This window comes from Pseudomonas wenzhouensis (assembly GCF_021029445.1).
Lineage (GTDB): Bacteria > Pseudomonadota > Gammaproteobacteria > Pseudomonadales > Pseudomonadaceae > Aquipseudomonas > Aquipseudomonas wenzhouensis.
In genome coordinates this window covers 3,814,672-3,836,596 of record NZ_CP072610.1, presented here as the reverse complement: position 1 = coordinate 3,836,596, position 21,925 = coordinate 3,814,672, and the positions used below count along the sequence as shown (strand labels likewise).

General features: G+C 62.5%; 20 protein-coding genes. 7 read left to right on the top strand and 13 right to left on the bottom strand.

Annotated features, from left to right (window positions below):
- Nucleotides 1-151: 151 nt before the first annotated feature.
- The 4 genes from J7655_RS17860 to J7655_RS17845 all read right to left on the bottom strand — a co-directional run bounded on the left by J7655_RS17860 (nucleotide 152) and on the right by J7655_RS17845 (nucleotide 4,606).
- Entirely contained in the window at nucleotides 152-1,417 is a 1,266-nt protein-coding gene (locus J7655_RS17860; RefSeq protein WP_230925583.1) for an OprD family porin, read from the bottom strand.
- Nucleotides 1,418-1,538: 121 nt separating this feature from the next.
- Nucleotides 1,539-2,540, bottom strand: coding sequence for a tripartite tricarboxylate transporter substrate binding protein (locus J7655_RS17855; protein ID WP_230925582.1), 1,002 nt, complete (start codon nucleotides 2,538-2,540; stop codon nucleotides 1,539-1,541).
- A 68-nt stretch (nucleotides 2,541-2,608) separates the two neighbouring features.
- Nucleotides 2,609-4,123, bottom strand: coding sequence for a tripartite tricarboxylate transporter permease (locus J7655_RS17850; protein ID WP_230925581.1), 1,515 nt, complete (start codon nucleotides 4,121-4,123; stop codon nucleotides 2,609-2,611).
- A gap of 12 nt (nucleotides 4,124-4,135) precedes the next feature.
- Nucleotides 4,136-4,606 (bottom strand): tripartite tricarboxylate transporter TctB family protein, encoded by a 471-nt coding sequence (locus tag J7655_RS17845; protein ID WP_230925580.1) that lies wholly within the window; start codon nucleotides 4,604-4,606, stop codon nucleotides 4,136-4,138.
- Between the two features lie 548 nt (nucleotides 4,607-5,154).
- Between J7655_RS17845 and J7655_RS17840 the strand changes: the two genes are divergently transcribed.
- The 6 genes from J7655_RS17840 to J7655_RS17815 all read left to right on the top strand — a co-directional run bounded on the left by J7655_RS17840 (nucleotide 5,155) and on the right by J7655_RS17815 (nucleotide 11,974).
- On the top strand, nucleotides 5,155-5,931 hold the full coding sequence (locus tag J7655_RS17840; RefSeq protein ID WP_230925579.1) for an IclR family transcriptional regulator: 777 nt from the start codon (nucleotides 5,155-5,157) through the stop codon (nucleotides 5,929-5,931).
- Between the two features lie 290 nt (nucleotides 5,932-6,221).
- Nucleotides 6,222-7,271 carry a Gfo/Idh/MocA family protein gene (locus tag J7655_RS17835; protein ID WP_230925578.1) on the top strand — a complete coding sequence of 350 codons (1,050 nt, stop codon included), beginning with the start codon at nucleotides 6,222-6,224 and terminating at the stop codon, nucleotides 7,269-7,271.
- Between the two features lie 13 nt (nucleotides 7,272-7,284).
- Nucleotides 7,285-8,100, top strand: coding sequence for a sugar phosphate isomerase/epimerase family protein (locus J7655_RS17830; protein WP_230925577.1), 816 nt, complete (start codon nucleotides 7,285-7,287; stop codon nucleotides 8,098-8,100).
- Between the two features lie 127 nt (nucleotides 8,101-8,227).
- On the top strand, nucleotides 8,228-9,112 hold the full coding sequence (locus J7655_RS17825) for a DMT family transporter (protein WP_230925576.1): 885 nt from the start codon (nucleotides 8,228-8,230) through the stop codon (nucleotides 9,110-9,112).
- A 184-nt stretch (nucleotides 9,113-9,296) separates the two neighbouring features.
- Nucleotides 9,297-11,204 carry a 3-dehydroshikimate dehydratase QuiC gene (quiC, locus tag J7655_RS17820; RefSeq protein ID WP_230925575.1) on the top strand — a complete coding sequence of 636 codons (1,908 nt, stop codon included), beginning with the start codon at nucleotides 9,297-9,299 and terminating at the stop codon, nucleotides 11,202-11,204.
- Nucleotides 11,205-11,302: 98 nt separating this feature from the next.
- Nucleotides 11,303-11,974 carry a TetR/AcrR family transcriptional regulator gene (locus J7655_RS17815; RefSeq protein ID WP_230925574.1) on the top strand — a complete coding sequence of 224 codons (672 nt, stop codon included), beginning with the start codon at nucleotides 11,303-11,305 and terminating at the stop codon, nucleotides 11,972-11,974.
- A 53-nt stretch (nucleotides 11,975-12,027) separates the two neighbouring features.
- On the opposite strand, the gene J7655_RS17810 is transcribed toward J7655_RS17815, so the two are convergent.
- The 5 genes from J7655_RS17810 to J7655_RS17790 form a co-directional block, all read right to left on the bottom strand.
- Entirely contained in the window at nucleotides 12,028-13,029 is a 1,002-nt protein-coding gene (locus J7655_RS17810; RefSeq protein WP_230925573.1) for a Bug family tripartite tricarboxylate transporter substrate binding protein, read from the bottom strand.
- 94 nt (nucleotides 13,030-13,123) lie between these two features.
- Complete coding sequence (locus J7655_RS17805; protein ID WP_106733457.1) at nucleotides 13,124-14,881, bottom strand: FAD-dependent oxidoreductase; 1,758 nt, start codon at nucleotides 14,879-14,881, stop codon at nucleotides 13,124-13,126.
- A 66-nt stretch (nucleotides 14,882-14,947) separates the two neighbouring features.
- Nucleotides 14,948-15,268 carry an NIPSNAP family protein gene (locus J7655_RS17800; protein ID WP_106733458.1) on the bottom strand — a complete coding sequence of 107 codons (321 nt, stop codon included), beginning with the start codon at nucleotides 15,266-15,268 and terminating at the stop codon, nucleotides 14,948-14,950.
- 3 nt (nucleotides 15,269-15,271) lie between these two features.
- Nucleotides 15,272-17,014 carry an FAD-dependent oxidoreductase gene (locus J7655_RS17795; protein WP_230925572.1) on the bottom strand — a complete coding sequence of 581 codons (1,743 nt, stop codon included), beginning with the start codon at nucleotides 17,012-17,014 and terminating at the stop codon, nucleotides 15,272-15,274.
- Between the two features lie 10 nt (nucleotides 17,015-17,024).
- Entirely contained in the window at nucleotides 17,025-17,834 is an 810-nt protein-coding gene (locus J7655_RS17790; protein WP_230927752.1) for a shikimate dehydrogenase family protein, read from the bottom strand.
- A gap of 144 nt (nucleotides 17,835-17,978) precedes the next feature.
- Here J7655_RS17790 and J7655_RS17785 point away from each other — a divergent pair, with 144 nt between their 5' ends.
- Entirely contained in the window at nucleotides 17,979-18,749 is a 771-nt protein-coding gene (locus tag J7655_RS17785; protein ID WP_230925571.1) for an IclR family transcriptional regulator domain-containing protein, read from the top strand.
- 48 nt (nucleotides 18,750-18,797) lie between these two features.
- Here the strand turns inward: J7655_RS17785 and J7655_RS17780 are convergent, their stop codons facing one another.
- The 4 genes from J7655_RS17780 to J7655_RS17765 form a co-directional block, all read right to left on the bottom strand.
- A complete protein-coding gene (locus tag J7655_RS17780; protein WP_230925570.1) occupies nucleotides 18,798-19,652 on the bottom strand; it encodes a shikimate dehydrogenase in 855 nt (284 codons plus the stop codon).
- Nucleotides 19,653-19,657: 5 nt separating this feature from the next.
- Entirely contained in the window at nucleotides 19,658-20,098 is a 441-nt protein-coding gene (gene aroQ / locus J7655_RS17775; RefSeq protein WP_230925569.1) for a type II 3-dehydroquinate dehydratase, read from the bottom strand.
- A gap of 316 nt (nucleotides 20,099-20,414) precedes the next feature.
- Entirely contained in the window at nucleotides 20,415-20,942 is a 528-nt protein-coding gene (gene ppa / locus J7655_RS17770; RefSeq protein ID WP_230925568.1) for an inorganic diphosphatase, read from the bottom strand.
- A 78-nt stretch (nucleotides 20,943-21,020) separates the two neighbouring features.
- A complete protein-coding gene (locus J7655_RS17765) occupies nucleotides 21,021-21,848 on the bottom strand; it encodes a M90 family metallopeptidase (RefSeq protein WP_230925567.1) in 828 nt (275 codons plus the stop codon).
- Nucleotides 21,849-21,925: the final 77 nt, after the last annotated feature.

The following is a 21,925-nucleotide window of genomic DNA, read 5'->3' as shown; positions in this document are numbered from 1 at the left end:
GTGCCCGACCTTGAGGTCGGCGCAGCGTTCGATGATCCAGCGCATGGGGGTATTTCCTCGAACAGGTGCACATGAAAAAAAGCCCGTCACGAGGACGGGCTGAACGTGCCGTAACACTAGGAGTCACTTGTGCAGCAATGTCGCGTGATGCTTACAGGATCGACAGCGGATAGTTGATGATCAGGCGGTTCTCGTGGATGTCCTGAGCCGTGCCATCGCGGCGTACATCAGAGTTGCGCCAGCGAATGCTCAGGTTCTTCAGGTTGCCTTCCTGAATGGTGTAGGCCAGCTCGGATTCACGGCCCCACTCTTCGGAATTTTTACGGCCATTGATGGTGGCGTTATCGCCGCTGACGTAACGGTTCATCAGGGTCAGGCCGGGAATGCCGAGGCCGGCGAAGTTGTAGTCATGGCGGATCTGCCAGGAGCGTTCTTCCGGGTTGTCATAGCTGTTGGTGAAACCGTCGTTGACCAGGGTGCCGCCGCTGGCACCGTCGATACGCATGAACTTGGTGTCGCCGCTGAGCTTTTGGTAGGCAACCATGAAACTGTTGTTGCCGGTCTTGGCAGTGAGCGCACCCTGGTAGACCTTGTTGTCCAGGTTGCCGGCCTTGGCCGCGCCTTCTTCCTTACCGGTGACGTAGCCGAGATTGGCGCCCAGCACCCAGTCACCGACCGCTTGGCTGTGGGTCAACTGCACGTAGCTCTGCTGATAGACGTCTTCCAGGCGTGCGTGCCAGACGCCGACCATGGTGTTGTTGCCGTTGAAGCGGTATTCACCACCGCCGAAGTTGAAGTCATCACCCTCTACGCCGCTGAAAGACATCTCCTCACGGCTGGCGTCGTTACGCTGGCTGTTCTTCCAGAACTGGCCACCGTACAGGGTCAGGCCGTCGATCTCGTTGGAGGTCAGCTGTGCGCCCTGGAAGGTTTGCGGCAGCGAACGGCCGTCGTCGGCACGCAGGATCGGCAGTACGGCGAACCACTCGCCGACCTTCAACTCGGTCTTGGAGAGCTTGGCTTTGGCGGCCACGGCGGTGCGGCCGAACTGATCAGCCGCCTGGCCGTCATCGTGGATCGGCATCAGTTGGGTATTGGCGGCGCCACGGTTGCCGTCCAGCTTGAGGCTGTACAGACCGAGCACGTCCAGGCCAAAGCCGACGGTGCCTTCGGTGAAGCCGGAGCGGGCATCGAGAATGAAGTTCTGCGTCCAGCCTTCGGCCTGGCCCTGGCGCTCGCCCTGAATTCGCGGATCGGTACTGTTCAGGTAGTTACGGTTGAAGTAGTAGTTGCGCAGGCCGAGGGTGACCTTGGCGTCTTCGACGAAGCCGGCGGCGTGGACGCTGCCGACCGGCAGTGTGGCGATGACGGCCAGAGCCAGAGCACTGGGCAACAGATGGTTAAGAGTGGATTTCATTGTTGTTGTACCTCTTCGTTGACAGATTCTTCGGGGCGCACGAATCCCTCCGCGTGCGCAGATACAGCAGAAATGAGGGAGAGGGCCGCCGGTTCAACCTGACCGGCGGCGTTTCATGGCATCAGGGTTGGGCGATGCCGACCGAGTCCGGGGACATTTCGATGGCCTTGGCCTTGTACATCGACCAGGTGGTGACCGACTGCCAGCGCTTGAGGAACTCTTCGGCTTCAGCGCCGCTGAGGTTCAGGCTCTGTGCGCCGAAATTCTTCAGGAAGCCCTGGAACTCGGGGTTGGCGATGGCCTTGGCGTAGGCATCGACCAGCTTCTGCTTGACGTCATCCGGGGTGTCCTTGTGCACGAAAGCGCCCCAGAACGGCCCCCACGGCAGGTACTCGGCAATGGCCGGCAGCGACTTGGTGATCGGCTCCACGCCCGGCAGTTCCGGGGTTTCCTCGGTGGCGAACACGGCCAGTGCCTTGAGCTTGCCACTGCGTACCAGTTCGCGCGCGGCGGCCAGGCTAAGCGGCATGAAGTCGATGTGGTTGCCCATCAGTGCAGTGATGCCGGGACCGTCGCCGCCGAAGGTCACTTCACGCACTTTCAACTCGTCCACTGCGTTGATCATGGCGCTGACGGTGCTCGGCAGGCCACCGGCACCGGTGGAGCCCATACGCAGGGTGTCCGGGTTGGCTTTGGCAGCGGCCATCAGTTCGGCCATGTTGTTGAACGGCGCGTCGGCGTTGGCGGCGATCACCACCACGTTCTGGCCGATGATGCTGACCGGGTAGAAGTCGGCGTAGTCGAAGTCGGCCAGTTTCAGCACCTTGTACAGCTGCGGGTTCTCGGCGCCGAGCAGTACGGTGTAGCCGTCGGGGCGCTGGGTCTTGACGAAGGTACTGCCGATCACGGCGGTACCGCCCGGGCGGTTGTTGAGGATGAACTTGCCGCCCAATTCCTTCTCCACGTACGGGGTCAGGCTGCGCATGACGTTGTCGGTGGCGCCACCTGCACCCCAGGGAATGACCGCCTGGATGCTGCGCTCGGGGTATTCGGCGTGGGCTGGCAGAGCCATGGTGAGGGCGCTGAGTCCGAGAGCGGCGCCAGTCAGTAGCGATTTGAACATGTGGAGACTCTCCATCGGTTGTTGTTGTGAGCCCCTGTAGGCCGGGGCACGCCTGGTGAAATCGGCTATCAGCCGCGCGCCGAAGCCGGGCTGAACCTGTTCTTGAGTTTCTTCAGTAGCGGCGTGTTGCCCAGCAGGATCAGCACCACGGCACTGCTCAGAATGAGCGATAGCGGGCTGGTGACCAGCCCCTGCAGCAGCTCCACCGGGTTATCGCCGGCCGAGGACATGGCCTGGCGGTACGAGGTGTCCATCAGCGGGCCGAGAATGGCACCGAGGATGATCGGGCCCATCTGGAAACCGAAGATCTTCAGCAGGTAACCCAGTACGCCGAAGCCGAGCATCCAGTACACCTCGGTCATGCTGCTGTTGATCGAATAGGTACCGACCACGCACAGCACCAGGATCAGCGGAATCAGCACGGCCTTGGGCATTTCCACGAACTTGGCGAACAGCTTGATGCCCATCAGGCCGAAGATCAGCAGGAAGATGTTGGCCAGCAGCAGGTTGCCGACGGTGAAGTAGAAGATGTGCGGGTTCTCCACCATCAGCATCGGGCCGGGGTTGAGGCCGTGAATCACCAGTGCGCCGATGATCACTGCGGTCACTGCATCGCCCGGCATGCCCAGGGTCAACATGGGCACGTAGGCGCCGCCGACGGCCGCGCTGTTGGCGGTTTCCGGTGCGACCAGGCCTTCATAGGCGCCCTTGCCGAATGGCTTGCTTGGATTCTTCACGGTGCGCTTGGCATGGTCATAGGCCATCAGCGCAGCGATGTCGCCACCTACGCCCGGCAGGACACCCACGACCACGCCGATGATCGAGGTGCGGATCGACAGCGGCAGGAACTTCAGCACCATGGCGAAGGACGGAATGATCTTGTCGACGACCTGGCGCTTCACCGGCGCATCCAGGTTGTGCAACTGATAGAAGACTTCGGCGACACCGAACAGGCCGATCATCAGCACTACATAATGGATGCCACCCATCAGTTCGACCTGGCCGAGAGTGAAGCGACCTTGGGCGGTGACCGGATCCATGCCCACCAGGCCGATGATCGCACCCAGCGCCGCGGCGAAGATGCCCTTGGCCAGCGAGCCTTCAGCCAGGCTGCCAACCAGCAGCAGGCCAATGGCTGCGACCAGGAAGTAGTCGCGCGGGGCGAACTTCAGAGCCAGGTCACCGATCATCGGCGCTGCGCTGGCCAGGACAATGGTGCCCACCAGGCCGCCCACCACCGACATCACGGTGCTCAGACCGATGGCACGACCGGCCTCGCCTTGCTGGGCCAGCGGATAACCATCGAACGACGTGGCGACCGACGACGGGCCGCCGGGAATATTCAGCAGGATGGCGCTGCGTGAGCCGCCATACACGCCACCAATGAAGATGCCGACGATCAGTGCCAGGGCGTCGTTGACGTCCCAGGCGAAGGTGAAGGACACCAGGATGGACACCGCCATGGTCACCGACAGGCCAGGAATGGCGCCGATATAAATGCCGGCGAAGGTACCCAGCGCCGTCAGCATCAGCAGCTGCGGATCGCTCCAGGCCATCAGCAGGTAGGAAAAGTTATCGCTCATCTCGGTGCCTCGTTATGGCAGGTAAACGCTGAAAGCCAGGGTGAACATCAGGTAGATCACGGTCAGCAGCAGTACGGCTACGCCAGCGGCGTTCAACACACGGCCGCCGCGCAGGTAGACGATTGCCAGTACCAGGAAAAAGAAGGTGCTGATGTAGAAGCTGGCCCACTGGATGGCGGCCAGGTAGAGCACGGCCAACAGGCCGAAGATCAACGTACGCCTGGGAAAATGCTGAAGACGAAATTGCCGGGCTGCATCAAGCCAGCCGCTGCAGTCGGGCCGTGCCTTGCCGATCAATTCAAAGGCAATCTTCACGGCCGAGAGGATCATCACCAGCGCTACACCGATGGGAAAGGCACCCGGAGAGTTGGCCGAGGAAAAGCCGGAAATCTGGTAAGCCAGGTAGAAGATCGCCAGGCTGAATACCAGCAGCAGGGCGCAGAAGGTGCGCTCGCCGACCAGCATCTTGTCTGTCTTGTTCATGCTATCGCTCCGACAGAATGGGGGAGGGTAAGGGGCTGAGTCAGGCTTGGCGTGCACGCAGCAGCCTGGCAAGCCACGAGCTGATCATGCGCGGCCGTGAGCCTCTGTCATGACGGGCAGGGGCAAGGGCGGGCATGGCTGGCGTCGACAGGGAGGACCGGTCGTCGAGTAACGAGCGGGTAGCCGGGCGGGGAATGGCCCTGGCTGTGGCATGGGCGGCCGGGACACGCAGGTGCATGGGCTGTGACATGACAATTGACCTTCTTATATTTATTGGCTGCTGAAACAAGCGAAGCGTGATGCACCAGGCAGAGGATCACTTCGTTTTCAGGCGTGGTCACAATAGTGGGCTGACCACGCCGGCCATTTCAATTCGCTAAATGGGGTTTTGTTCGATAATCGAACAAGAACGAACTGGTTAGTACATTACGCGTTGCGTTGGCAGTATCGCGCGTCCGCGTCCGTGCATCCAGAGCCAGGTGTGCGCTCGACTCGCATCGCCACGTACTTGTCTCTTAGAATCGGCGCAAATTTTCCAGGACGCTCTTATGGCCGGCAGTCAGATCGAACGTGCGCTTAGTCTTCTCGAAAGCCTTACGCGTGATGCCCGCGGCGTGCAGATGCAGGCGCTGGCCGATGAGCTGGGTATTCCCAAGAGCGCCACGCATCGCATGCTTGCCGAGCTGATGCGCCTGGGCTACGTACGCCAGGATGCGTTGACCAGCCGTTATCGGCTGTCCACCAAACTGGTGGCGCTGGGCTTCCGCTACCTGGCCAACAGTGGCGCAGACGTGGTGCAGCCGATTCTCGATGGCCTGGCCGAACGCAGTGGCGAGCTGGTGCGTCTGGGCGTGATCGAAGGCGAGCGTCAAACCTGGATCGCCAAGAGCCAGGGGGCGCGCTCCGGTCTGCGCTACGACCCTGATATGGGGCGTGACGCACCGCTGTTTTACACTGCCTCCGGGCATGCCTGGTTGGCCAGCATGAGCGATACCGAGGCCCTGGCGCTGGTTGCCCGGCAGGGTGTTGCCGATCCCGCCGACTTCGGCCCCAATGCGCCGCGCAATGAGCAGGCGCTGCTGCAACGCCTGGTTCTGGCGCGTCAGCAAGGCTATGCCTGGGTCATGGAGAGTTCATCGATTGGCACCGCAGCGTTGGCGGCCGTGGTGCGTCACCCTGTCGAAGACCGGGTGATCGGTGTACTGAGCATTGCCGGGCCCAGTGCGCGTCTGCCGCTGGCGCGAATCGAGCAACTGGCGCCAGAGTTGCTGGCCGCCGCCAGCGAACTCTCCGCCGCCAGCCCAGCCTCCGAGTTGTTTGCCTGAACACATAGCAAGCGACACGCCCAACTCGTTTCGCGCAGGTCTCAGCCGCGACTCAACAAGCGTCGCTGCAGCGCCGCGCCTGCTGGTAATCCGCAGGTCTGATCCCAGATCCGCGAGTGCTCCTGTAAACGTGATGCGCACAGCCCTCACAGGCAATCATGCGTCGATGCCTGCGCCATGCGCTGCATTTCGGCTTGCGTAAATTTTGGAACTAAGTTCTAAATATTAAAAAGGTTTGCGCCTGATGCGTTCGGCGCCGCCATACAAGAAGACAATGAGAGGGCTTCCGAGTGACCGTTCCCCTGCGTATTGCCTTGATCGGCGCTGGCGTCATGGGTCGCCAGCACTGTCAGTACCTGCAGCATCTGGCTCAAGTGCAGCTGTGTGCCATCGCCGACCCAGGCCCGCAGGCAGGCGAATTCGCCGCTGGATGCAACGTGCCCTGTTTCGCCGATCATCGGCAGATGCTGGCGCAGGTGCAGCCTGAAGCAGTGATCGTCGCCAACCCCAACGCCCTGCATGTCAGCACTGCGCTTGAGTGCATAGCCGCCGGTGTGCCGGTGTTGCTGGAAAAACCGGTGGGCGTGCACCTGGATGAAGTGCGCGAGCTGGTATCGGCCAGCGAGCGCACGGGCGTACCGGTGCTGGTCGGTCATCATCGCCGGCACAATCCGCTGGTCGCCCGTGCCCGCGAGCTGATCGAGCAGGGCACGCTGGGACGGCTGACCACGGTGACCGCGTTGTGGCAGGTGCAAAAGCCCGACAGCTATTACGACATTGCCTGGCGCCGCGAGGCTGGTGCCGGCATGTTGCTGACCAACCTGATCCATGACCTCGATCTGCTGCGGCACCTGTGCGGCGAGGTGCGTCAGGTGCAAGCCATCACCAGCAATGGCGTGCGTGGCTTTGCCAACGAGGACTGCGCGGTGGTGCTGTTGCAGTTCGAGAGTGGTGCGCTGGGCAGCCTTACCGGCTCTGACGCCAGCGCCGCGCCCTGGAGTTGGGAGCTGACCTCGGGCGAGAACCCGGTCTACCCACGCCAGGCCGATCAGCCCTGTTACCTGCTCGCCGGCACACGCGGAGCCCTGAGCGTTCCGCAGCTCAGGCACTGGCACTACGCCGAGCCTGGAGCCGGCTGGCAGCAGCCGCTGCAGCAGGTGCAGGAGGGTTTCGATGCCGATGAAGCCTTGCGTCGCCAGCTGCTGCATTTCGTCGAGGTTGTCCGTGGCCGGGCGCAACCGCTGGTCAGCGCTGCCGATGCCGGGCGTACCCTGGCGCTGGTCGAGGCCATTCGTCAGGCAGCGGAACACCGCCAGGCCATCACCCCTGAAACCCTCTGAGCAGAGACTCATCATGAGCGAACGTATCCTATCCCTAGCAGCCCTCACTGTCCTCGAAGTGTCACCGCCGGAAATGGTCGATGTCGCTGCGCGCACTGGCTATAGCCATGTGGGCCTGCGCCTGGTGCCGGCCACGGCCGAGGAGCACCACTTTCCGTTGATGGCTGATGCTGGATTGCGTGCGCAGACGCTCAAGCGCCTGCGCGATACCGGGATCAAGGTGGCGGATATCGAGATTCTGCGTCTGAAGCCCGATACCCAGGTCAGCGACTTCGAAGCCATTTTCGACGTAGGTGCTGAGTTTGGTGCTACAGACGTGCTGATCGCCGGCAATGACCCAGACGAAGCGCGTCTGACCGAGAACTTCGCAGCAGTCTGTGACCTGGCTGCGCCATTTGGTTTGTTCCCGCACCTAGAATTCATGCCCTGGACCAACGCGCGCGACCTGACCCAGGCCAAGCGCATCGTCGATGCGGCCAACCGGCCCAACGGCTGTATCCTGGTCGATGCCTTCCACTTCGATCGCTCGGGCTCGAGCCTGACGGACTTGGTGCAGGTGCCGGCTGCACGCATGCGTTACGCTCAACTGTGCGACGTTAACGGTCCGTGCCCGGACGACATGGACGAGATCTTGCGCCAGGCGCGCAACGAACGACGTTTCCCCGGTGATGGCGATAGCGACTTGCTCGGTCTGCTGCGTGCTCTGCCGTCGAACATTACCCTGAGCCTGGAAATACCTACGCGTCAGCTGCTCGAACAGGGCGTCAGCGCGCTGGAGCGGGCGCAGATGGCCATGGACAAGACCCTGCGACTACTGGGGCGCTTGTAGCTCCTTGATGCCGCCCTTCATCCGCGGGTCAAATACCGTCATGCGGGTCATAGGCGGCAGGATAGGGAGACCTGTATATTTAGCTACCTATCTATGGTTTCGCGGCTTGCCGCATGCCGAGTACCTCATGAGCTCCAAACCGCTATCCGGCATCAATCACCCGCTCAAGGGGATCGGCCTGATGGTGCTGGCGACCTTCCTGTTCGCCAGTCACGATGCCATGTCCAAGTACCTGTCGGGTTTCTACCCGATCATCCTCATCGTCTGGGCGCGCTACCTGGTGCACACCCTGTTGATGGCCGGCATCTTCCTGCCGCAATCCGGCCTGCGCGTGTTGCGCACCAAACGTCCTGGCCTGCAGATACTGCGGGCGCTGAGTCTGCTGGGCGTCAGCCTGCTGTTCACTGCCGGACTGATGTACATGCCACTGGCCGAAGCAACCTCGGTGATCTTTCTCGCGCCACTGCTGGTGACGGCACTCTCGGTGCCACTGCTCGGTGAGCGCGTCAGCGCGGGCCAGTGGGCGGCGGTGGTCGTCGGTTTCGTCGGGGTGCTGATCATCGTCCATCCCGGCGGCAGCCTGTTTACGCCGGCGGTATTGCTGCCGTTGAGCGCCGCACTGTGCTTCAGCTTTTACCAGATACTCACCCGGCGGCTGAGTGAAGTGGATAGCGCGACCACCAGCAACTTCTTTGCCGGTCTGGTCAACACCCTGGTGATGAGCCTGCTGGTGCCGTTCTTCTGGCAGATTCCAAGCGTCACCCATGGCCTGATGATGCTGGCGCTGGGCGGCTTTGGCATGGCGGCGCACCTACTGCTGACCCATGCCTTTCGGCATGCTGCTCCGGCTTTGCTGGCACCGTTCGGTTATGTGCAGATCGTCTTCGCCGGTCTGTTGGGTTTGCTGGTGTTCCAGCACACGCCCGATAGCACGGCGCTGATCGGCATCTTCATCATCTGTTGCAGTGGCTTTGCGGCGGCCTGGCAGAGTCGGCGACAGTCACGCAAATGAAGATGTTCGATTATCGAACAGAAAACTAACCAGTTCGTCCATTTTGCATTGCCGGCAGTCCCAACCCTGCCAATAATCCAGGCTACGAACAATCCATGAGCGCCGACCAACCGGCCGAGTGAGGCTCTGGAGCATCTCGACCTCACTTTGCCTGCCACGGCGCCGCTTAAGCCCGGAGCCGACTATGCAGCGTTCAATTGCCACCGTTTCCCTCAGCGGTACCCTGCCCGAGAAGCTCGAAGCCATCGCCGCTGCGGGTTTCGACGGTGTGGAAATCTTCGAGAACGACCTGCTCTATTACGACGGCAGCCCCAGCGAGATTCGCAAGCGCTGCGCCGACCTGGGCCTGGCCATCACCCTGTTCCAGCCGTTCCGTGATTTCGAGGGCTGCCGCCGCGATCGTCTGCAGCGCAACATCGACCGTGCCGAGCGCAAATTCGACCTGATGCAGGAGCTGGGTACCGACCTGGTGCTGGTGTGCAGCAACGTCGCCGCCGACTCGCTGGGTGACGAAGAAATCCTCATCGATGACCTGCGCCTGCTCGGCGAGCGTGCAGGCGCGCGCGGCCTGCGTATCGGTTACGAAGCGCTGGCCTGGGGCCGTCATGTCAACACCTACCAGCAGGTGTGGAACCTGGTGCGCCAGGCCGACCATCCGGCCGTCGGAGTCATCCTCGACAGTTTCCATACCCTGTCGCTCAAGGGTGACCCTCGCGCCATCGCCGATATTCCGGGCGACAAGATTTTCTTCGTACAGATGGCCGATGCACCGATCCTGGCCATGGACGTGCTGGAGTGGAGCCGCCACTTCCGCTGCTTCCCGGGGCAGGGCGAGTTCGACCTGGCCGGTTTCCTCGCGCCGATTCTGCGCACCGGCTATCGCGGCCCGCTGTCGCTGGAAATCTTCAACGACGGCTTCCGCGCCGCGCCGCCACGGCAGAACGCTGCCGACGGCCTGCGTTCGCTGCTCTACCTGGAAGAAAAGACCCGCAAGCGCCTGGAGAAGGAGGGCTATCAGATCGAGCCCGGCGTGCTTTTCGCCCCGCCTGTGGCGCACCGCTACGACGGTGTGGAGTTTCTCGAGTTCGCCGTCGACGAGGCCGTCGGTGCGCGCCTGTCCGGCTGGTTGGAGCGCCTGGGGTTCGCCCATGCCGGGCAGCATCGTTCCAAGGCTGTCAGCCTGCTGCGTCAGGGCGATATCAATATCGTGCTCAACGCCGAGCCCTATTCCTTCGCCCACAATTTCTTCGAGTCGCACGGCCCGTCACTCTGCGCCACGGCCCTGCGGGTAAGGAATGGCGCCGAGGCGCTGCAGCGCGCATGTGACTATCGCGGCCAGCCCTATCGTGGTCTGGTCGGCCCCAACGAGCGGGAAATCCCGGCTGTACGCGCTCCGGACGGTAGCCTGATCTACCTGGTGGAGCAGGCTGCCGAGGAGCAGACCATCTACCACAGCGACTTCACTCTGGATGCCAGCGTCCAGGCCAGTGGCGGGCTGCAGCGCATCGACCATATGGCGCTGGCACTGCCGGCCGACTCCATGGACAGTTGGGTGCTCTTCTACAAGAGCCTACTGGACTTCGAGGCCGATGACGAAGTGGTGCTGCCCGATCCTTACGGTCTGGTGAAAAGCCGCGCGATCCGCAGCCGTTGCAGCTCGATCCGTCTGCCGCTGAACATCTCCGAGAACCGCAACACCGCGATTGCTCATGCCTTGTCCAGCTACCAGGGCTCCGGCGTGCATCACATCGCGTTCTCCTGCGAGGACATCTTCGCCGAAGTGGCGCGGGCCAAGGAGGCCGGCGTGCCGCTGCTGGAGATCCCGCTGAACTACTACGATGATCTGGCTGCCCGTTTCGACTTCGACGACGAGTTTCTCAGCGAGCTGGCCTACTACAACGTGCTGTATGACCGCGATGCTCAGGGTGGCGAGCTGTTTCACGTCTACACCGAGCCGTTCGAGGAGCGTTTCTTCTTCGAAATCATTCAGCGCAAGGGTGGCTACGTGGGCTATGGCGCGGCCAACGTCGCGGTACGCCTGGCGGCCATGGCCAAGGCGCGTAGCGGCGGTTTGAAGCGGCCGCGGTTGTAAGGCGGGCGATGCGGCAACCCTTCGGTTGCCGCTGCACGACGTCTGTGCGGCCTGCCATAATCCGCACTACCCATACCTATAAAAAAGACCATTGCCGTATGACCGAAGCCGTTGCCAACCTGGCCAGCCAACCTCCTGAGGTGGTGCGCAAGGTACGTAAGAACAATCCGGAGAAGACCCGCGAAAGCATTCTCCAGGCTGCCATCACCGAGTTCGTCCAGCAGGGGCTGTCCGGGGCGCGTGTGGACGCCATTGCCGAGCGCACCGCCACGTCCAAGCGGATGATCTACTACTACTTCGGCAGCAAGGAGCAGCTCTACCTCGAAGTGCTGGTCAAGCTCTACGGCGATATTCGCGGCACCGAGAGTCGCCTCGACCTGGCCTCGCTGCCGCCGGTCCTGGCGATTCGTCGGCTGGTGGAGTTCACCTTCGATCACCATGACCGCAACGTCGACTTCGTGCGCATCGTCAGCATCGAGAACATCCACTACGGCGAATACGTCAAGCAGTCGCCGGTCATCCGCCAGATGAGCAACGTGGTGCTCGATACCCTCGGCAAGACCCTGCGCCGCGGCGAGGAAGAGGGCGTGTTCCGCCCAGGCATCAATGTGCTGGACGTACACTTGCTGATGAGCTCGTTCTGTTTTTACCGCGTATCGAACCGGCATACCTTTGGGCATATTTTTGCCATCGACTTTCAGGGTGATGAGATAAAACAGCGTCACAAAGACATGATCTGCGAGGCTGTGCTGCGCTTCGTGCAGCGTTAGTTCGCGCATCCCAGGAGCCCCTGTCATCTCACTGACAGGGGCTTTTTTGTCCTCTATGGTTTGGCGATGCCGACCGACTCCGGCGAGATTGATACCGCCTTGGCCTTGTACATCGACCAGGTGGTGACTGACTGCCAGCGGTTGAGGAAGGTTGCGGCATCGTCTCCGTGGATGTTCAGGGTTTGGGCGCCGAAGTTCTTCAGGAAAGCCTGGTAGTCATCGCTCGCCACCGCATTGGCGTAAGCCTTGACCAGCACTTGCTTGATCTCGTCCGGGGTGTCCTTGTGGACGAACACGCCGTAGAACGGGCCCCATGGCAGGTACTGCGCCAAGTCCGGCAGGGTTTTGGTGATTGGCTCAACGCCTGGCAGTTCTGGCAGCTCATCCGTGGAAAATACTGCCAATGCGCGGAATTTCCCTGACGCAACCATCTCTTTGCTGGCGGCGAAGGACAGTGGCGTGAAGTCGATATGCCCACCAAGCAGAGCACTGACGATCGGGCCTTCGCCTTGGAAGTTGACTTCTCGAACCTTGAGATCTTCAACTGCACGGAACATCGAGAAAACGGTGTTCTGTAACGCTCCAACGCCGGTACTGCCCATACGGATATTGCCCTCGCCCTGGCGGATGGCATCGAGCAGGTCGTCCATGGTTTTCCATGGGCTGTCGGCTTTGACTGCGATCAGAACGTTGTTCTGGGCAATGATGTTGATCGGGTAGAAGGCGCTGTAGTCGAAGTCCGCCAGGCCCATCACTTGATATAGCTGCGGGTTTTCTGCGCCCAGCAGCAGGGTATAACCGTTGGGGCGTTGCTGCCTGACGTAGGTGCCACCGATGAGCGCGGTGCCGCCAGGACGGTTGGTGATGACCAGCTTGGTGCCAAGTTCTTTCTCGACATGAGCGCTCAGGCTGCGCATCACGTTATCGGTGGCGCCACCGGCACCCCATGGGACTATGGCCTGGATACTGCGTTCGGGGTAGGTGGCGTGAGCCGGTAATGTGATGCTGAGGGCGCTGAGTCCGAGAGCTGCGCCGGTCAGTAGGGATTTGAGCATGTGGATGTTCTCCATCGGTTGTTGTTGTGAACCCCTGTTCAGGCCGGGGTATACCTTGTCTTGCTGGTGAGTCGAGAGCAGACGAGGCGCCCAGCTACAGCGCCTGTGCCTCCTGCCGGGTGAGAGTGAGGTGGCAGGATGTGCTGGCGTTGGCCAGCGCCAGGCCGGCCAGGTAACCGAAGGTCAGCGCGGGGCCAAGGGTGATGCCGCCGCTGGGGTAATGGCCGGCCATCACGCTGTTCATATCGTTGCCCACGGCGAACAGTCCGCTGATTACGTGGCTGTCACCGTCCAATACGCGCGCGTCGGCATCGGTGCGCAGGCCGGCAAAGGTGCCCAGGCTGCCGGGGTGCAACTTCACCGCGTAGAGGCGTCCGCGCAGGGCGCGCAATGAGGCATTGGGCTGCTGTAGCACCTCGCCCTGGGCTCGGTTGTAGGCCGAGCGACCGCGCTGGAAATCGGGGTCTTCACCTTGGCTGGCGAAGCGATTGAAGCGCTCCAGCGTGGCTTGCAGTGCCGGCGCATCGATGGCGCAGCGGGCCGCGAGTTCGGCGCTGTTGGTGCCGCTGTGCAGATAGCCACAACGCTGGTAGTAGCCATCGCTGAATGGCAGGGGCTTGGCCCAGCCAATGCCGTAGCGCCAGCGCGCCCTGGCGTCGCAGATCAGCCAGGCTTCGATGGGCTCGCCAGCGGGCGTGGCCTCGATCAGCGCGTTCATGAAGTCGTGATAACAATCGGCTTCGTTGGTGAAGCGCTTGCCATCACGACGCACGGCGATGAAGCCCGGTTTGGCCCGGTCGACCAGATGCGGGAAGTTGCCGATGCTGCCATCACGACGCGGCACGCGCGAGACCGGTGCCCAGGCGCCGGCATGCGCCAGGTCTGCAGCGACCACGGCCCCTACCGCTTCGCCCAGGCGCAGGCCATCGCCACTGTTTTCCAGCGGGGCGGCGCTGTGATGTCCGGTACCGGTGGGGGCGTGCGCGATCAGTTGGGCGATGCGCTGGCGATCATGGGGAAAGCCGCCGCAGGCCAGTACCACGCCGCGGCGCGCATTGACCAGCAGTTCGCCCTGCGCCTGTTGCAGCACGGCGCCGTAGACCCGACCGTTTTCGTGCAACAGTTGGCGAGCGGGACTGGCACATAACAGCTCAACTTGGCGATCCAGGGCGCTACGTAGCAGGCGCGCCACCAATGCGTTGCCGTTGACCAGTTGCATGCCGCGACCTTGTAGCAGGCAGTCGCGCATATGACGCAGCAGACGGCTGGCCACATGCAGGGCGGCGCGTGGTGAGCGTCGGGTGTTGAAGAAGGCCGCCATGTCGGCGCCGCCGGCGATGCCCATGCCGAAAAGGCTGACGATATCCAGCGGTGCGCGCATCCGTTTAAGTTCGTCGCCGAGTAGGCGTCCGTCGAACGGCTGGGCGCACAACGAGCGCCCGCCGGCTGCCGAACCATCGCCATCGCGCATGTCCGGCATGCGGCTGCCTGAGTAGAACTGCACGGCAGTACGCTTGTGGAAGAACTCGACCATCTCCGGGCCGCGTTGCAGGTAGGCCTGCTGCAGCGCGTCGAGTCGCTGACAATGGGTCTGCTCGCGCAGGTAGCGCTCTGGCGCATCGCCTTCTTCGACCATACCTTCAGCCTTGGCCAGCGGGTTGCGCGGTATCCATAGCCAGCCGCCGGACCAGGCGCTGGTGCCGCCGAGTTGTTCGGCCTTTTCCGCGACCACCACGCTCAAACCATGCTCTGCCGCGGTCACTGCCGCTGCCAGCCCGGCAGCGCCGGAGCCGATCACCAGTACGTCACAGTCGAGCGTACGCCTAGCCTGCTTGTTCTTGTCGTTTTGCATGGGCGAGCGAGTCCTGCGCAGGCACCGTGGCGCCTGCGTTTGTAGTGGGTAGGAAGCTAGGTCAGGTCACTGCAGGGGCGAGAACCCGGTCGGTCGCAAGATGCGCGACTCCAGGGTGACGACCGCATCCAATTCCTTGTTCTTGCGGCCGAAGGCAGCCCAACGCGGGTCGGCAGCCATGGCGGCGCGGCGCTTGCTGCGATCATCTAGGCTGTCGTAAGCCCAGATGTGCACCACCTGATTGGCTTCACCGAACTCGGTGGTGAAGAAACCGACGAGTTGCCCCAGGTGCTCGCTCTGTACGGCCAGCGCATCGCTCTGATACAGGGCCAGCCAATCGGCCATGCGGGTAGGTTTGAGGGTGTAGGTGCGCATTTCGTAGAACATGAATTACTCCTTGGGCGTCGTGGTGGCCGAGGCGAGGCGCTCGGCGATATGGGTGGCGGCGATGTAGCCGAAGGTCAGGCCCGGGCCGAGGGTGATGCCGGGGCCGGGGTAGGTACCGTCCATGATCGAGTTCATGTCGTTGCCGCCGGCGTACAGGCCTTCGATGGGCTTGCCGTTGTTGTCCAGTACGTTGGCGAAACGGTCGGTACGCAGGCCGCGTGCCGAGCCGAGATCGCCGGTATGGATCTCGATGGCGTAAAACGGGCCACGTTCCAGTGGCGCCAGGCATGGGTTCGGGCGGCGGGCCGGGTCGCCCATGTAGCGGTTATAGCTGTTGCCGCCTTTTTCGAACGCACGGTCGACGCCTTGGCGAGCGTCCTGGTTGTAGCGCTCGAGGGTCTGGCGCAGGGCGAGCGGGTCCAGGCCAATGCTCTGCGCCAGTTGCTCGATGGTTTTGCCTTGCTTGAGGTAGCCGGAGGCAACCAGTGCGCTGTTGTCCACCGGGCTTGGCCGAGCCAGGCCCATGCCATAGCTGCTCATCGCGGTGGCATCACAGATCAGCCAACAACGGGTGTTGCCTGTGGCGAACATGGTCTGCACGAAGTGGTGGTAGGAGTTGGATTCGTTGACGAAGCGCTGGGCGGCCTGGTTGACCGCAATCACGCCGGGCTTGGCGCGGTCGGTCACCAGATGCGGGAAGCGCTCGCGTTCGCCATTGGCATGCACTGCTTCGGAAACCGGAGCCCAGAAGAAATTCGCTGCCAGGCCTTCTCCAGCTGCGGCATTGGCCGCTGTGCTCAGGCGCAGGCCGTCGCCGATGTTGCTGGCCGGCGACATGCTCAGATGCGGATCGGGGCTGGGCGGGCGGAAGTCGGCAGCCATGGCGCTGGCAGCAAAACCTCCCATGGCGCAGACCACGCCGCCACGCGAGCGTACGTCCTGCGTGCGGCCATCGCGGGTGATACGGGCGCCGCGCACGGCGCCGTCCTCGATGATCAGTTCCTGCGCCTGGCTGTCCAGCCACAGCTCCACGCCATTGGCGAACGCGGTGGTGGCCAGGCGAGCGATCAGTGCGTTGCCAGTGGTCAGGCGGGTGCCGCGCGGGTGGCGCAGGCGATCCAGCACATAGCGGCTCATCAGTTTGATGCAGTGCCACAGCGAGGCGGGCGAGCGACGGAAGCTGAGAAAATGCTGGATGTCGACGCGGTTCACCATCATGCCGCCGAACAGCAGCATGCCTGGTGGCGGCATGCGCAGCTTGGCGAAGTGTTCGCCCAGACGATTGCCGTCGTACTCGTCGATTTCCAGCGCGCGGCCGCGCTCGGTGCCGCCGGGAGCATCTGGGTAATAGTCCGGCGAATGCGGGCGCAGGCTATAGCTCAACTCGGTGTTGGCATGCAGCCAGCGCATCGCCTCATGGCCTCGCTCGATGAAGGCGTCGATCAGTTCTGCGTCGTAGCCGGCACCGATCACATGCTGCAGGTAGCTGCGCATCGCCTCGGCGCTGTCCTTGGCTCCAGCGGCCTTGGCCTGGTCTGTGCCATAGATCCATACGGCGCCACCGGAAATCGCCGAGGTGCCGCCGAAGGTGGAAGCCTTCTCCACCATCAGCACCTTTAAGCCACGGCAGGAAGCGGTGGTGGCGGCGGCAAAACCGGCTGCGCCGCTACCCAGCACGATCAGGTCGTAGACCTGCGCGTTGCCTGGAGTGGTTTGAGTGGTGGCAGTTTGAATGGCTGCGTTCATCCTATTCTCCTCACAGAACCAGCGCGGTTGCGCCCATGAAGTGGCCGAGGTTGCCAGCTTGTGCCAGGGCCATCTGCGGGCCGGTTTGGATGCTGCAACCACGGGCTTTGGCCAGGGCCAGCAGGGGTGTGATTTCCGGGGCCGTCACCACATCTGCTACGTGCGCGCTGGCCGGCAGGCTCTGTAGTAATGCTTGCGGTAGCGGCAACTCGCCGCTGTCGCCCATGCCCACCGGGGAGGCGTTGGCGATCAGGTCGAACGCGCTCAGGCTGTCGACTCGGGTACTGACCGGCAGCTCGGGGAAGGCGCTGCGTAGCAGTTGTGCCAGCGCCTCCACACGCTCATGGCTGACGTCGGACAGGCTCAGGGCGGAAACGCCGGCCTGGCACAGCGAATAGGCGATGGCGCTGCCGACGCCTCCGGCACCGATGACTAACGCACGTTTGCCCTTGGCATCGAAACCCTGCTGGCGGCCGGCGTTGAGGAAGCCTTCACCATCGACGTTGTCGCCGATCAGGCGGCCGTCAGCCTCGCGGCGAATCACGTTGACCGAGCGCAGGGCGCTGGCGCGCTCGCTGAGTTCGTCGAGGTGCTCGACCACCTGCTGCTTGTAGGGAATGGTCACCACGCAGCCGCGCAGGTTCTGCCAGCCGCGCAGGGTATCGATGAAGGAGGATAGTGCCTGGGCGCTGATGTCGATTGGCAGCATCACCCGGTTCAGAGCGTTGCCTTCGAACCAGCGATTGAAGTTTTCCGGGGATTTGACCTGGGCGATGGGCGAGCCGACGATCGCGACCAGTTCTGTGGAGCCGTTGACCATGCAAGGTGCCTGCGTATTGGAGTTGTTGTTGGCCAGCATGGTGCGGCGAGCATTGCCCCCCTCACAACGCGGCAGATCGAGTTTTTGGTTGTTTATCGCAGTGCTAGTGCGATAATCGCAGTGTTTGCATGAATTGAGGCCGATATGAAGAGTCCGGTGATCCATCCGCGTGATCTGATTGCTGGGTTACAGAAGGGCCTGGCGCTGATGCAGCTGTTCAGCGTGGAGACGCCTCGGCTGACGGTGCCCGACGCGGCACGGCGCTGCGACATGACCAGCAGTGCGACGCGGCGCTTTCTGCTGACGCTGGTGCACGAAGGGTTCGCCGAGACGGATGGGCGCCACTACTGGCTGACGGCCAAGGCATTGCGTATTGGCCAGGCGTATGTGGACTCGGCGCAATTGCCGCTGATGCTGCGGCCAATCGTTGAGCAGGTGGCGCGCATTACTGGTGAGCACATCTCGGTTGGCGTGCGTGACGGCGACGACATCGTGCATATCGTGCGTAGCCGCTACAGCCATATTTCGTCGTTGTCGATTCGCCCTGGCGCGCGCATGCCGCTGTACTGCACGGCCAGTGGGCGGATCTGGCTGGCCAACTTGCCAGCAGAGGAACTTGATCAGTATCTGCAGCGTATCGAGCTGCGCAATCTCACGCCTTACACTCAAATCGATCCCGAGCAGTTTCGTGAAGAACTGCAGAGGATCAATCGTCAGGGTTATTGCACGGTCGACGGCGAGTATGAAGTGGGGATGCGCGTTCTGGGGGTGCCGCTACGGGATCGCAAGGGTGAGCTGAAGGCGGCGATGGCGCTGACCACTCACGCCTCGCGGATGGCGATCGACGAGATGCGTCAGCGCTATCTCACCCCGCTGTACGAGGCGCAGGCGCTGTTGAAGCCGATTCTCGGCTAGCAGGATGAGAGGCGGAGGGGCGTATGATGCGCCCCGCCTGGGGCAAGCTCAGCGGAAACTAGCGAAGTGCGCCTGCATACGCTCGGCATCGGCTGGGCGGCCGCTGAACAGCTCGAACGCCTTGACCGCCTGGAATACCGCCATATTGCCGCCGTCCAGGGTGCGGCAACCCAGCGCGCGGGCGTGGCGCAGCAGCTCGGTTTCCAGCGGGAAGTAGATGATCTCGGCTACCCACAACCCGCTGTGCAGCAACTCAACCGGCAGCGGTGTGCCGGGCAGTTTGGCCATGCCCACCGGCGTTGTGTTGACTAGACCGTCGGCTGCTGCCACTTCGGCAGCCAGGTCGGTGCCTGCCACGGCACGCTCGCTGCCGAAGTGTGCGTTGAGATTGTCCGCCAGGGCCTGGGCGCGGCCGGGTTCCACTTCGAAAATGCACAGTCGCTCGACACCTTCTGCCAGCAGTGCATGCGCCACGGCGGCACCGGCACCGCCCGCGCCCATCTGCACCACGCGTCGACGGGATACATTGGGCAGGCCACGGCGAAAACCCTCGGCGAAGCCCAGGCAGTCGGTATTGTGACCGACACGCTTGCCGTCCTTGAGTACCACGGTGTTCACCGCGCCAATGCCACGCGCCTCGCTCGACAGCTCATCGAGCAACGGGATGATCGCCTGCTTGGCCGGAAAGGTGATGTTGAGGCCGGTAAAGCCCATCTGCTGCGCGGCATCGAGCAGGCTCGGCAACGCGTCGATATCCAGGCCGAGCTTGTCCAGGTCGATCAGTCGATAGAGATAACGCAGGCCCTGTGCATCGCCTTCCCGTTCGTGCAGGGCGGGCGTGCGGGAGGCCTGAATGCCTTTGCCAATCAGGCCGGCAAGAATGCCATGGGTAACGGATGACATGTTGCTTAATCCTTGAGCGAGTGAGCGAAGTACTGCAGGCCCAGGCGGTAGCCCTGGCTGCCGAGCCCGCAGATCACGCCCACGGCGATGGGCGAGACGAAAGAGTGATGACGGAACGCTTCGCGCTTGTGCACATTGGACAGGTGCACCTCGATCACCGGCAGCTCGCTGGCCACCAGCGCATCGCGAATGGCTACCGAGGTGTGGGTCCAGGCTGCCGGATTGATCAGAATGCCGGCGCAGCGCCCACGCGCTGCATGAATCCAGTCGAGCAGTTCACCTTCGTTATTGGTCTGACGAAACTCGATCTTCAAGCCGTGTTCGGCGGCCGTGTCTGCGCAGAGTTGGGAAATATCGGCGAGGGTCTCATGCCCGTAGGTGGCCGGTTCGCGCGTGCCGAGCAGGTTCAGATTGGGGCCATTGAGTACCAGAATGCAGGGCGTCATGGGCTGTCTCTTGTTGTTGTGACGTGACAGCGAGAGAAAATGTACTAACTGGTTAATCCAGTCAATTGCGCGGCCTGCTCAGGGCCACTGACGAGCGCCGAAAAATATCTGAATAAAGTCTGAAAGCCAGGAATGGCAAGGCTTGTAAGCATCCAAGCCTGGATGATGTCTGTGCACAAAATGGTGCGATTATCGGATGCGGTAGGTGTGAGATGCAGGCGGCTGCATGGAAATGAACGCTGTAAGCCTTGTTCAGGGCGGGACTGCAGGCATAAAAAAGCCGGCTTGTGGCCGGCTTTTCGGAGGTTGTCAGGGCTTATTTTTGATAAGCCGCGACTGCCTTGTTGATCAGGCCACGGGCTTCTTCAGCGTTGCCCCAGCCTTCTACCTTGACCCACTTGCCCTTCTCGAGATCCTTGTAGTTCTCGAAGAAGTGCTTGATCTGTTCGATCAGCAGTGCGGGCAGGTCGGTGTATTCCTGAACGTCCTTGTACAGAACGGTCAGTTTGTCGTGTGGTATGGCAACCAGCTTGGCGTCGCCGCCGGCTTCGTCGCTCATGTGCAGGACGCCGACCGGACGGGCGCGGATCACCGAACCCGGAGCAACCGGGTAAGGGGTCACGACCAGCACGTCGAGGGGGTCGCCGTCATCGGCCAGGGTGTGCGGGATGAAACCGTAGTTGGCCGGGTAGAACATCGGAGTGGCCATGAAGCGATCGACCATCAGGCAATCGGTATCGTGGTCGATCTCGTATTTGATCGGCGCGTGATTGGCCGGGATTTCGATGGCAACGTAGATGTCGTTCGGCAGGTCTTTACCAGCCGGGATCTTGCTGTAGCTCATGGGGGAAACTCCCAGGGAGGGCCAAAAAAGTGGGGCGCATTATAGGCGTATTCGCAGTGCGTTACTACGGCGTCCTACTCAGCCATTGGTCGCGTTTTCGACCTCCTGGTAATCGGGGTGTTGCGCCTGCAAACGCTGCAATCGGGCGAGTGTGTCCTGACGGTAGAACAGCGCCAGTTGCCGGTAGACATCCGGGAAGGCGTCGGCCAGTAGGTCCGGGGCGGTGAAGAAGTATTCGCTGGTGACGGCAAAGAATTCCGCCGGGTCTTCGGCGGCGTAAGGGTCGATGGCGGTTTCGGCCTCGGGGTTGGCGTCCAGCTCGGCGTTCAGGGCGTCATAGGCGCTCTGCATGGCGTGGGCCCAGTCCTGCACGCGCATGTCGCGGTGCAGCGGCGGCAGGCCATTGGCGCCGCCTTCGAGCATGTCCAGCTTGTGTGCCAGTTCGTGGATCACCAGGTTGTAACCTTCCCAGCCGCCACTGGCCTCGACCCCGGGCCAGGCGAGGATCACCGGGCCCTGTTGCCAGGCCTCGCCGCTGCGCGCGTCGTCCCATTCGTGTTCGATGCCGCTGGCGTCGCGGTGGCGCTGCGGGCTGATGAAGTCATCCGGGTAGAGGACGATTTCGTGAAAACCCCGGTACCAGTCCAGATCGCCCAGGTGCAGCAGGGGCAATTGCGCCTGAGCCGCCAGCAGCAGGTGTTCGACCAGGCCGAGTTCGAGGCCGGGCAGTGCTGTCAGGTGCTTGTCATGCAGGAACAGCACGGCGCGTTCGCGCAGGTGCTGCTCTTCGTGTTCTTCGAGGCCATCAAGGATGGGCAGGCGCTTGCGAACCTCGGCCCAGTGAGTCGGATCGACGGGGTTGCGTTCGAGAATGCGACGACGGCGCCAGGCCTTGAGTGACCACATGGGGAATGCTTCGTGGCGGAAAACCCGGCCACCATAAGGGCGGTGGCCGTTCGCGGCAAGCCGTGGCGAGCGCTCGC